Here is a 12,178-nt window from a genome sequence, read left to right as displayed (position 1 = left end):
ATGCAGAATAAGCGCAAGACAAGCTTGTGGCGAGGTTCACCAGATGAAATTACGGGAATTATTAGCGACTGTAGATGGGATTAATTCTGTAAATATACCAGATATTGATATTCAGGGACTTAAAACTAATTCCCATGCTTGCACGGTGGGAGATTTGTTTATCGGAATGCCAGGAACTAGAGTAGACGGTGGAGAGTTTTGGCCAGGTGCTTTAGCTGCTGGTGCTGTAGCGGCGATTATTTCTTCAGAAGCAATGCAGAAAAATCCCCCCACAGCTAACTCTGTAGTCATTAGTGCCGATAATATGACTAAAGCTTGCGCTCAAATAGCCGCAGCTTTTTATGGTTATCCTGGACAAAAACTGAAAATGGTGGGTGTGACGGGGACAAATGGTAAAACTACCACCACTCACCTGATTGAATATTTCCTAACTGACGCTAATTTACCGACGGCGTTAATAGGCACACTTTACACCCGCTGGCCTGGTTTTGAGGAAACCGCTGTGAATACTACTCCTTTTGCAGTAGATTTGCAGCAACAATTAGCAAAGTCCATGAATGCTGGTTGTGAAACTGGGGTAATGGAAGTTAGTTCTCATGCTTTGCACCAGGGTAGGGTTTTGAATTGTGCTTTTGAAGTGGGGGTATTTACCAACCTTACCCAAGACCATTTGGACTATCACAAGGATATGGAGGACTATTTTGCCGCGAAAGCGTTGTTATTTAGTCCCAATTATCTCCAGGGACGGGCAATTATCAACGCTGATGATGCTTATGGTAAACGGATAATTGCGTCCTTGAGTCCAGAACAGGTTTGGAGTTATAGCGTTAATGATAGTACCGCTGATTTTTGGATGAGTGATTTAAATTATCAACCAAATGGTGTGAGCGGAATTTTACATACTCCCCAAGGAAATGTAGATTTTAGTTGTCCTTTAGTTGGTCAATATAACTTAGAAAATCTTTTAGCTGCTGTGGGTGCGGTTGTCCATGTGGGTTTAGATTTGCAATTGGTAGCAAATGCCATTCCTGGGTTTCCCGGCGTTCCTGGCCGCATGGAACGGGTGCAAATTCATCCACAGCAAGATATTAGCGTGATTGTAGATTATGCCCATACTCCCGACAGTTTGGAGAATTTACTGAAAGCTGCCCGGCCGTTTATTCCTGGTAAAATGATTTGTGTGTTTGGTTGTGGAGGAGACCGCGATCGCACTAAACGTCCAAAAATGGGTAAAATAGCGGCTGAACTCGCAGATTTAGCAGTAGTGACATCAGACAACCCCCGCACGGAAAACCCAGAAAAGATATTACAGGACGTATTAGCAGGTATTCCTGATATAGTACAACCAATGGTTGTGAGCGATCGCGCTACCGCAATTCGGACGGCTATTTTGCAAGCTCAACCTGGAGACGGTGTATTATTAGCCGGTAAGGGTCACGAAGACTATCAAATTCTGGGTACTGAAAAAATTCATTTTGACGACAGAGAACAAGCACGGGAAGCTTTACAGCAAAGAATAAATAGCCAAAATTAATTAACCCATCTTCAAGGGGTGGGGTTTCCCCGCCCTTGTTTCGCACCAAGTTGCAAAAAATCTATTTTACAAGATTACTCGGTAAGCGTAAAGCTCAGTCACAAAGCGTGCTGAGATATAAGCGACACGGGCGAAAATATTTAGCCTAACTCGTTGACTAGTAACAGTAGGTGTGATATACTTTCAAAAGTTCCATAATTTAAGTATAACTAAACAACGTAAAAACTTAACTAATTTGGTTGAGTGCGTAGTCATACCTAACAGTATTGCAGTTTAGGAAAGCTAAATTTGGTGAAAAATGAAATACAAAAATCGAGTACGGTAGGGATACGGTCATTAACGCTTTAGGAGAATCGACCTCTGTTTTTGTTGGAGTAATCCAGCAATTGTAAGTTGGCTCATTGATTAAAGAATCTCAGTGTCTTTAGACCTGAGAGTGTCAAACTTGATGACCGACTTCCAAAGGTAAGAAAATTGTTAATACTTCCCCATTTTGAGGACGTTGACGCACAATCAACTTTCCACCAATTGCTTGAAATAAATGCTTAGTTGCTGCCATATTTAAACTAATTGCCCCTGTTTCCGGCTGAAACATTAATAATTGACCTAAAGATCTACGAATTGGTGGTGTTGTTGTATAGCCTTTATCTTGACAATCAAACTGAGGAGATAATTGCAATTTTAGCTGATCACCAGCAGTCATTACTTGCACCTGAATACAACTACCAGCAGGTAAACTGCGAGTAAAATTCTCTATTAAACCAGTAAGTACCCGGTCTAACATCGCCGGATTACTAACCACCGTGGGGAATTGCTTCGGTAAAACCACATTTAAAGTTAAATTACGCCGATTTGCTGCTTGTTGCCAACGGGGAATACTTTGCAGTAAAATATCCTCTAAACACATTGGGGTCAAGTGTGAATTAGCCAATTTTAAAGGTTGTGATAAATTCTCTAATTCTGCTGCTTTAAATAATAACTCCATCCGGTCAATTTGCTCAGTACATTCATGATCAATAACTTCTAAACGACTGATCACATTCCCCGGCAAATCCTGCCGTTTTAATAGTAACCGTGTCATCATCCGAATAGTTGTCAATGGAGTACGAACTTCATGGGCAAAGGCTTGGAGTAATTCTATGTCAGAACGAGATGGAGATTTTGGCGGTGGAGTTGGTGAATGAAAATGTGATGAAGTATGTGTAACTGGATTATTTCCTGTAATTGTTAATTCTTGAAGTAATAACTGACTAAATTGAATTATAGTGTGATAATCTGGTGCAACCAAAGGATAGTTTTGCACCTGAATATCTAAATCAGCAAACAATTCTGGATTAGTTAAAACTACCCTAGCACCTAAAGATTGCCAAGCTTTTTTGACTATTTCCGGTTCAAAGGAAAACAAAAACTCTTTTTTACCATTTTGATGTTCCCCCAAAACCAAAACTAATCTAAATTTATCTGTAAACACCAAACAAAACTGTTCCGCACCCAAAGGATCAGCCGGTAATAAAGGTAAGATAGATTCTTGAAAAGTAGTATTATCGGAAGTATTTGTTTCTATATTATTTATATTCCGCGCCATTTCTGATGGCATAATGAATGGCATCAACGCCAAAGGGTTAAAAGGTCTGGCTGTAAAAGTTACCGTTTGTAACCGTTGTGTTAGTTGGGGGTGACTAAATAAAGGTGCAGGTGCGGCTAATACCAAACCTGGAGTAGTATCAGGTGAAGTTGCAGCTAAAGTTTTCAACAGCAAGTTTTCCGTGGCTGCGAGACTGACACGCCATTGCTGTTCTGCTTTAGCCGAGGAACACTCAGCAAGATGAGATTGATTTTCAGATAAAACTTCCTTGAGACTTGGCAAAATCCATTCGTACACAGGTTTTCACCTCTTGATTGCTTCAGCAGCTAATGGTGGTTATATTTAGACATTTGCAAACTATATCTACGAGATTATCGTCATTAGTGTGAAGATAGAAAGTGGTATAACCGAACAATTCAGGTGCAATATCCTCTCTTTGTCGGTTGTCAGTTGTCGGTTGTCGGTTGTCAGTAGAAAATTACCTAGTCCCCAGTCCCCAATTATCAATCCCCAATTATCAATCCCAAAAAAGATGCGGCTGAGTCTCTATGATAGAGAATATAGAGATAGTGGCTATCGGTGAGCATCAAACCGTCAATATTCTATAGCCATGAGTACAATTAAATTGGCTCTTTTCAATAAAAGCGTTTTAATTTAGTTATTGGAAAGTTGTCATATTGTCAGTTATTCAGGTATTTGGTTTATGACTTTTGGGTGTAGCAATTTAATTCTTTTTTAAGATTTGCTCCTGGGCATCACTCACAGTAAAATCCATCACTTCAAGTATTCAATTTTGGAAATCAACATGAAAAAGCTCATTCCTTTTCTCGTTAGTAGCGTTTTATTAGCTGGTATGGTTGGTTGTCAAGAAGCACCAAAAACAGGTTCAGAAACTACTGGTACTACCAATGAAACTCCCACTGTACCAGCCAAACCTGCTTCTGATACCACAAGAATTATAGATAATTCGACCGCAACTCCCACTACAACTCCCACTACAACTCCCACTACAACTCCCACTACAACTTCTAAATCCACAACCGACTTAAAAACTGAAATTAGCAAAAAACTGAAAATAATTCTACCCGGAAACAAGTTAGAAATAACTAACAAAGACGGTGAAATTATCCTCAAAGGAACAGCAACTTCTCAAAAAGAAATCACACAGGCTGAAACTTTCATTAAAGCAATACCTGGCGTGAAAAGTGTTAAGTTAGAAGCTAGTGTAAAGACCGAGAAAAAACCCTAGTACAGCTTGGCGTAAATAACACGACTATTAAAAGCTCTGAAAATTTGATTAGACATCTCCAAAAAAGATTGTAGAGCCGAGAATCCCTACCCATGTAACGTCTCTACAAGGGTTTCAGGTCACGTATCTTTAATTTCTGGAGATGTCTATTGATTACAAGGCTTAAAAATGGTTGCTTTATTTACGCCATGATGTACTGGCTGCTTTATTTTATACCACTCTCACTTACCCGCAAGTTAGGCTATGAGATTGCTATAGCGGTATGCACTTGAATGAGATACATTCAGCAAATCGTAAAATCTGTAGGGGCGGGGTTTCCTCGCCCTTAATGACTCTTGTGGTGCGGGCATACTATGGCTAACGCCACGCTGCGCTATCGACAAGCTCAGTACAAGTCTTGGTAGCTATGTGTACCTCATAACACAAGAGGGTGTTTTAAAAGTCATGATTGCTGTATTAAATATTTTACCCCTCCCTAACCCTCCCCTTATAAAGGGGAGGGAACTGGATTTTTATTGTTTCTCCCCTTTACAAGGGGAAAGGGGGGTAACAATATGATGAAAATTACGGGATACCACTTTTAAAACATCCTCTAAGGAAGTGCCGTATATTGCTTAACATTAATCTAATCCCATAACTTGCCGATAACGAGGTGTTAATTTATCTACATTAGCTGATTTAGGCTGTGTTCCCCAGTGGCTTCGGTTAAATAATTCTTGTCGCAGTTCATCAATATTAATTGTAGTAATTTTCCCATTACTAATAATTTGCTTACCATTTACCCAAGCACTATTAACAACATTGACAGGACGACCTAAAACTAATAAACCAATAGGATCTGTGCGGGGAAGTAATGATAAATTATTGAGATCATATAAAACTAAATCAGCTTTTTTACCAACAGTAAGAGAACCAAGTTCCTCTTCTACATTTAAACCTTTTGCACCCCCTAAAGATGCCATTTTTACAGCTTGCCTGGGTGTAATCCAGTATTGATAATCTGGTTCTGTAAGATTATGTAGAATCGAACCAATTTTAATAGCTTCTAACAAGTCTTGGGAGTCATTACTAGAAGCACCATCACAGCCAAAGGTCACATTAACCCCCGCTTGAATATATTTGATAATTGGGGCAATACCACTGCCTAAACGGAGGTTACTTAAAGGATTATGGACGACTGTAGATTGTGTTTGGGCAAGAATATTAATATCAGATTCCTTCAACCATACACAATGTGCTAAAGTTGTGCAACTGTTCAAAAAACCAAGTCGTTGTAAATGGGCAACCGCAGTACAACCATACTTTTCTTTAGCCAGGGTTTCCTGGGCTTTGGTTTCTAATAAATGGGTATGACGGCAAAGATCATACTTATTACTTAATGAAATACATCCTGTAAATAAATCATCGCTGCATAATTGAATCCCCGTCGGGGCAACTAAAATATTAATTCCTACCTCTGGTTGATGAAATTGTTTTACCGCTGTTTCCATAATTGCTAAAGTTTCCCCAGAAGAACGAAAATAAGGTTCATGATTTGCTTGTGATTCTCCATTGGGTATGCCCATACTCAAAGATTCATCTTGAATTAGAGGGGCAATAAAAGCCCGGATACCTACCTCTTGATAAGCGCGAACTGCTGTAGCAATAGTTTCTAATTCTTCTCCAGGAATTAATACTAAATGATCTACTACACTTGTTCCTCCAGAAAGTAAAGTTTCTACTGCCGTTCCCAAAGCACTAAGATAAACTTGTTCTGTATTTAAAGGAGTAAAATCATATAAATGTGCTAACCATAATTCAAGAGGTAAGGGGGGAATTACTCCTCGTTGCCACATTTCCGAAGAATGGGTATGGGCATTAAAAAAACCAGGAAGCAGCAGTTTGTTCTCTCCATTAATTTCTGTACCAATTATTTCTAAATTAGGAGTAATAGCGGTGATTTTACCATTTATAACCTGTACGTCTGTAGTTACGTAACTATCGGCAACGCTAATTAAAGTATTCTTAATTGTAAAGTTCATGATTTTAACCTTAATTAAGTAATTGATCCATTAACCTAAGTTTAAGCTACAACGTAAAAAACGATATCGAGAATTGGCATTTATGAATCTACCCACTCAGAAATTAGGATTTGCACCCAATAACTGGCAAGTAAATCAGACATTTGCAGATATTACTCGTCCTCAAAAGACTCCACGACCAGCCATTTTAGCCACAGAAACTAAAACTCTGCGTTGCGACTTATCCAAAGCTGCTATCATTGTCATTGATATGCAAAACGATTTTTGTCATCCTGATGGTTGGTTAGCACACATTGGTGTAGATGTTAACCCTGCCCGTCAACCGATTGCCCCCCTGCAACAATTGTTACCACAACTGCGGGCTGCTGATATACCTATAATTTGGCTAAATTGGGGAAATCGTCCAGATTTACTAAATATCAGCGCCGGTTTATTGCACGTATACAACCCCACGGGGGCAGGAGTCGGATTAGGTGATCCCCTTCCCAGCAACGGTTCTCAGGTACTAATGCAGGGCAATTGGGCTGCTGCTGTGGTGGAAGAACTAGAACAGCTACCAGAAGACATCCAGGTTGATAAGTATCGCATGAGTGGATTTTGGGATACACCGTTAGACAGTATTTTACGAAATTTAGGTTTAACTACACTATTCTTTGCTGGTGTAAATGCTGATCAATGTGTTTTATCAACTTTGGGTGATGCCAATTTTTTAGGATATGACTGTATTTTAGTCAAAGATTGTACCGCGACAACTTCACCGGAATATTGTTGGTTAGCAACTTTATATAATGTCCAACAATGTTTCGGTTTTGTAACAGATTCTTCTGCAATTGTAACCGCAATTCATCATTAATTTAATTGGAGTAAAAACACCAATTACAAATTACTAATTACCCATTACCAATATGTACGATACTCGTTGTGTAATTCCCATTATTAAATCTCCCAAAGATTATCAAGCATATCGGATTAGTCCCCATGACTCTAACCGATTAGCAATTATCTTTGATTCTGCAAATGCAAATACTTCTTTAACTTGTTGTATAGAAATCTTTGATGTCGGTGGACAAACACCACCAAATCGGCATCAATGGGCTGTAGAAATGTTTTTTATTCTCAAAGGAGAAGGCATTGCAATTTGTGACGGGAAAACGGTAAATATCAAAGCTGGAGATAGTTTATTAGTACCACCAACAGGTACACATTTGATTAAAAATACTGGTGAAAACCGTCTTTATGCCTTAACCATTATGGTTCCCAATGAGGATTTTTCGGAACTAATTCGCAGTGGTATTCCCGTAGAATTAGATGCTGAAGATATGACTATTCTGGGAAGATTAGATTCTTTGAAGTTTTTTTAAGTAAGTAGGTAGACGGGAAAAATTGTTGTTATGGCAAGGGAACTTAATTCTTGGGAAATTTTGGCATTGGGATATACAGCACTTTCCGGTGTTATGAGGTACATATCCAGCGGGCAAAATGCCCGCACTACAAGAGTTTCATAATTCATGTTTTTTTGCTCTCTTTTTTATAATTGTGAAAAAAGATTTTGCCAATCAATTATAGTCGGTCTATCTCCTTGATTGACTATTTCAAAAACTTTGTTAATAGAATCTTGATAAAATAAACTTTCTACACAAGTTGCAGCTACATCAATTCGGCTAGTATCACCGGAAATTGTATCTCCTTTTCCAAAAATGATGTTTAATTTACCTTCACTTGTGGCTTTGAGTAGGGTATTGAGATCATAGGATGTATAAGGTCCATCGGTTAAACGTCCGGGACGAATGATAGTATAAGTGATTCCCGAATTAATAATGGCTTGTTCTCCTTTTTCTTTAGCATCAAGTACACCAAAAAGATTCAAAATATTAAAAGGAAATTGATGTTTACGGAGAATTCCGCAGGAAGAAACAAACACGAAGCGGTTTAAGTTTTTTGGTGCTGCGGAGATCAGATTAATTACACCTTGAGTATCAACTTTAGTCGGGGTATTTTTCGCTTTGTCTTCTAGAAATTGGGGATTAAATGCAGTTATTACCAATTCGATCATATTGGGGGTTTGATTAAATTCCCATCTAGAAGAAGGAAAAGCGGTAGTTCCTGTACAACAAATAATGGCGGTAATATTTGCCATTGCTGCTGTCAATGTGCTGGGTTTACAGATATCACCAATTGCAATTTCTACTTTGTTATTAAACATTTTTGCGGCTTTTTCGGCATTCCTGGTGAGAATGCGAACTGGTAAGCCTTTTTCTAATAGTTTACTAACTACAAGTTGTCCGACTCCACCGGTAGAACCAACAACTAAGATCAGATTTTCACTAGTATTCATAAATGGAAGATCTCTGGAATAGGGTATATTTAATCTACAATAATTTTGGTTTTACCTTTATGTCCATGAATTAAGGCAATTTGTTCCCATCCTTGAGTATACCAGGCTGTGGATTTAGGTGCTTTCAACCATTGCATAACTGCAATATTAGCAGAATGTTGACTAATATCTTGATGGAAAAGTTGAAAATAACATCCTATGGCAACTATACCAGTGCCGCTGATACCTGTTACATCTTGATCCCTTACTAGTTTAAAACCTTGGAGATGATAGTTATTTCGTGAGTTTTCTCCAAATACTAATTTTCTCCCTCTTTGATTTTGCAGTTGTTGAAAAGATGGTAGAGATGGAAAGGTGGCATAACTGGAATGTGGTAAAATTCTAGCCATCGCTACTTGTCCATCTGGTAAAATAAAACCACCACCTATAATCTGCTGCAATGGTTTTGCTTCAGGTTCAATTAACCAAAATGTTTGCTGATTTGGTTGCATAAGCATATTTTTCTGCTTTTTATATCTGGATAAATTAGAAGTATTATATGATATGCGTTAAGATTTAAATCAGTAATATCTAGAGACTTAAAATTTATGGTTAAGAAAATTCGCCGAGTTTCCAAAGTTATCCACAAGTCACGCGATAAAGAATTTTTTCACCAAGCAGGAACTCCACCAGGAACAATCATTGTTGATGAAAATGCTGAACAACCAATTATTTTTCTGATTGACTATAACCAAACTCAACTGATTCAGAAACAAATAAGTTATCCAGAAGAATGTCTTAATTATTTGGATACAGAATCCGTTTCTTGGGTAGATGTTCAAGGTTTAGGTAGTACAGATATTTTGCATCGTTTAGGTCAAACTTTTGATTTACATACTCTAATTTTAGAAGATATTGTCAACATGGTAGAACGACCAAAAATCGAGGATTATGAAGAGCAATTAGTGATTATTGCCCACATGGTTGTACCTAATCATAATAATGGCGGTTTTTATAGTGAACAAGTGAGTTTAGTTTTAGGTAAATATTATGTTTTGACAGTGCAAGAAGAACCAGAACATGATTGTTTTGATGGGGTGAGAATGAGAATTAATAAGAATAAAGGTATTATCCGCAGACAAAATAGTGATTACTTGGCTTATTCTTTATTAGACGCAATTATTGATGGATTTTTCCCAGTTTTAGAACTGTATGGGGAAAGAATTGATGATTTAGAGGAGGAAGTAATCGTTAATCCTAGTCAACAAACATTGCAAAAAATATATCAAATTCGGCGGGAATTATTACAACTACGTCGCGCAATTTGGCCACAAAGAGATGCAATTAATTCTTTAATTAGAGATGGGAGTGAACTAATTAGTGATGATGTGAGAATATATCTGCGAGACTGTTATGATCACGCAGTTCAAGTCATGGATATAGTGGAAACTTATCGAGAATTAGTAGCTGGTTTAATGGATGTTTATTTATCAGCAATTAGCAATAAAATGAATGAAATCATGAAACTGCTGACGGTGGTTTCTTCTATTTTTATTCCTTTGACTTTTATTGCTGGGGTATATGGGATGAATTTCAATACCGAAAAATCACCCCACAATATGCCGGAATTAAATTGGTATTGGGGCTACCCGCTATGTTTAGGAGTAATGGCGTTAGTGGCAATCAGTTTACTATACTTTTTTTGGCGACGGGGTTGGTTGACTAATTCTGTTAATTTTCAAAAAGATATTCATCGCTAAATTCGATAAAATAGAGACGCTTGATTAAACATCTCTAAGTGGTGAATGCAATTAAATAACAGGGGCTGCTGTAAATATAAACCACAGCAACAATGCTAGAACTAAAACACCAATTTTCACAAGCAGATACGTATAAGCATGAGGGATCAGCAAATTTTGGGTTGTCATATTCCACCTCTACCTACTAGTGCTTAACTAGTTATTATTTAACACAAGGAGTATTTTCCTCAATACCTTTGGCATTTTTGTTACGAATCAAGGCTTTTTCCAATTTGGTGAAGGTATTGTTTATTAACTCCATTCTCTTATGTTCCTATTGTCGCTTAAAAATTGGCTAGTACCGCAGGGCAGAATTAAAAATTAATAATTAAAAAGGAGACGATACAGGCTTTTTAAGTATTTTTAATTATGAAAAAACTCAGTACAAATATTTGTGCGCCGGAAAGTGCTGTAAGTAGCAAGTTTTGGGTGAAGATTTAGACCCCACCCTCTTGCCAGTTCTTTGTTTCCTCTGTAAGAATGGAATTTCAAATTACTGTAATTGAAAACCGAGATTATTCATCAATACAATTAGGAATACCTAAAACTGCACAAGGAAAATTATGACCTAGTGTTTCAATCAGCGGATGATTGATAGATTTGCAGCCTAAAAATAGAATATCAGCAGTTTCTAATTCTACAACCTGATTAAGTTCTTTAACAATGTTACCAAACCGTAAATGAGATTTAAATGAACCCTGCCATTCTTCGGCTAAAGTTTTTGCTTGCCAAAGAATTCTATCTGCTTCCTGGAGATAAGTTCTCGATTCTCTTCCTAACTGCGGTAAAATTGCTGTTCTTTTGGGTTGATTTAATCGCAACGTGACTGGCTTTGATATATTACTTAATTGGCATTCTAATTGAGCTTTATTATCAGCAACATTGAATATATCAACATACTGATAATTGCAGTTTTCTTCTACTACATAAACAGCTTGAACTGTAACTTGCGAGTTAGTTGCTAAACTCGTTTGGTAGGCAATCCAACAGGCAATATCTAGGGCTGTATGACTTTGAGGTGAACCATTATAGCCGACAATTAAGTTAGCTGATTTTGTCTGGGAACCTCTTTTAGCAAATGATTTTTGAGTCTCTGGTAATAGCACCATTTGTTCAATTAAGTCATCACGACCTATCGCACTTTGCAAACGTGCCAACATTGTTTTGATTTTCACAGTTTTAACTTCTCTCCCTTGAAACGATTAACCAACGAGAAGCAGGGATAACAATTTTAGATATTAGATTTATCTTAAATCCAAAATCCGCAATTGATTAAGGAAGCCCCAATCATAACTGGTGTTACAGCCAAAGTTTTGGAGGTTCCTTCCATTGCCGACGGAGTTAGCTGACGGGCTAAGACTGGAAGGTGTCTCTCATAAGATTAGCCCCAAATACTTGGTTCCTCCGCTTCAAATTCAGCTTTCATGAATTTGGATTAGGCTACCCACTAAAAATATAGTAATACTATTACACTAGGTTTAGATAAAGTCAAGTTTAAGAATATTGAGGATATGCTTGTAGTGAGCAGCTTAATTACTGATTTCCCCTATTTTCTCTAATATTTAATGATTTAAACTACTTCAACTTAGCAAAAATTTAGAAGTCAGAATTTAGCCATAATTCATTGTTAAACTATGTTTAATGGCTATTTACCAAAGTTTAGGAAAAATTAACTT

Annotated in this window: 11 protein-coding genes and 1 riboswitch; of the genes, 5 read left to right on the top strand and 6 right to left on the bottom strand. The window is 37.6% G+C overall.

Annotated features, from left to right (window positions below; all coding sequences use genetic code 11):
- Positions 1-43: 43 nt before the first annotated feature.
- On the top strand, positions 44-1,534 hold the full coding sequence (locus BMF77_RS23115; protein ID WP_148766149.1) for a UDP-N-acetylmuramoyl-L-alanyl-D-glutamate--2,6-diaminopimelate ligase: 1,491 nt from the start codon (positions 44-46) through the stop codon (positions 1,532-1,534).
- 439 nt (positions 1,535-1,973) lie between these two features.
- On the opposite strand, the gene BMF77_RS23110 is transcribed toward BMF77_RS23115, so the two are convergent.
- Entirely contained in the window at positions 1,974-3,416 is a 1,443-nt protein-coding gene (locus BMF77_RS23110) for a sensor histidine kinase KdpD (RefSeq protein ID WP_148766147.1), read from the bottom strand.
- 508 nt (positions 3,417-3,924) lie between these two features.
- Here BMF77_RS23110 and BMF77_RS23105 point away from each other — a divergent pair.
- Positions 3,925-4,368 carry a BON domain-containing protein gene (locus BMF77_RS23105; RefSeq protein WP_148766145.1) on the top strand — a complete coding sequence of 148 codons (444 nt, stop codon included), beginning with the start codon at positions 3,925-3,927 and terminating at the stop codon, positions 4,366-4,368.
- A gap of 620 nt (positions 4,369-4,988) precedes the next feature.
- Here BMF77_RS23105 and BMF77_RS23100 read toward each other — a convergent pair.
- A complete protein-coding gene (locus tag BMF77_RS23100; RefSeq protein WP_148766144.1) occupies positions 4,989-6,389 on the bottom strand; it encodes an amidohydrolase in 1,401 nt (466 codons plus the stop codon).
- An 82-nt stretch (positions 6,390-6,471) separates the two neighbouring features.
- On the opposite strand from BMF77_RS23100, the gene BMF77_RS23095 reads away from it, so the two are divergent.
- Together BMF77_RS23095 and BMF77_RS23090 are read left to right on the top strand one after the other, a co-directional pair.
- Positions 6,472-7,242: a cysteine hydrolase family protein gene (locus tag BMF77_RS23095; protein WP_148766142.1), complete on the top strand. Its 771-nt coding sequence runs from the start codon at positions 6,472-6,474 to the stop codon at positions 7,240-7,242.
- 52 nt (positions 7,243-7,294) lie between these two features.
- Positions 7,295-7,750, top strand: coding sequence for a cupin domain-containing protein (locus tag BMF77_RS23090; protein WP_148766140.1), 456 nt, complete (start codon positions 7,295-7,297; stop codon positions 7,748-7,750).
- Here the strand turns inward: BMF77_RS23090 and BMF77_RS27475 are convergent.
- Genes BMF77_RS27475 through BMF77_RS23080 form a run of 3 tightly spaced genes read right to left on the bottom strand, consistent with a single transcriptional unit; the run spans position 7,747 to position 9,221 of the window.
- Complete coding sequence (locus BMF77_RS27475) at positions 7,747-7,899, bottom strand: hypothetical protein (RefSeq protein ID WP_210422253.1); 153 nt, start codon at positions 7,897-7,899, stop codon at positions 7,747-7,749. The genes BMF77_RS23090 and BMF77_RS27475 overlap by 4 nt on opposite strands.
- A gap of 18 nt (positions 7,900-7,917) precedes the next feature.
- On the bottom strand, positions 7,918-8,724 hold the full coding sequence (locus BMF77_RS23085; protein ID WP_148766138.1) for an SDR family oxidoreductase: 807 nt from the start codon (positions 8,722-8,724) through the stop codon (positions 7,918-7,920).
- Positions 8,725-8,753: 29 nt separating this feature from the next.
- Positions 8,754-9,221 (bottom strand): hypothetical protein, encoded by a 468-nt coding sequence (locus BMF77_RS23080; RefSeq protein WP_148766136.1) that lies wholly within the window; start codon positions 9,219-9,221, stop codon positions 8,754-8,756.
- A gap of 90 nt (positions 9,222-9,311) precedes the next feature.
- Here BMF77_RS23080 and corA point away from each other — a divergent pair, with 90 nt between their 5' ends.
- Positions 9,312-10,463 (top strand): magnesium/cobalt transporter CorA, encoded by a 1,152-nt coding sequence (gene corA, locus BMF77_RS23075; RefSeq protein ID WP_148766134.1) that lies wholly within the window; start codon positions 9,312-9,314, stop codon positions 10,461-10,463.
- Between the two features lie 554 nt (positions 10,464-11,017).
- Here the strand turns inward: corA and BMF77_RS23070 are convergent.
- Entirely contained in the window at positions 11,018-11,662 is a 645-nt protein-coding gene (locus BMF77_RS23070) for a universal stress protein (protein WP_148767198.1), read from the bottom strand.
- 157 nt (positions 11,663-11,819) lie between these two features.
- Positions 11,820-11,933, bottom strand: a riboswitch (cyclic di-AMP (ydaO/yuaA leader).
- Positions 11,934-12,178 lie beyond the last annotated feature (245 nt).

This window comes from Dolichospermum sp. UHCC 0315A, from assembly GCF_008121535.1.
In the GTDB taxonomy this organism is placed as follows: Bacteria; Cyanobacteriota; Cyanobacteriia; order Cyanobacteriales; family Nostocaceae; genus Dolichospermum; species Dolichospermum lemmermannii.
The sequence above is the reverse complement of the archived record's forward strand: the minus strand, read 5'-3'. Positions and strand labels throughout refer to the sequence as shown.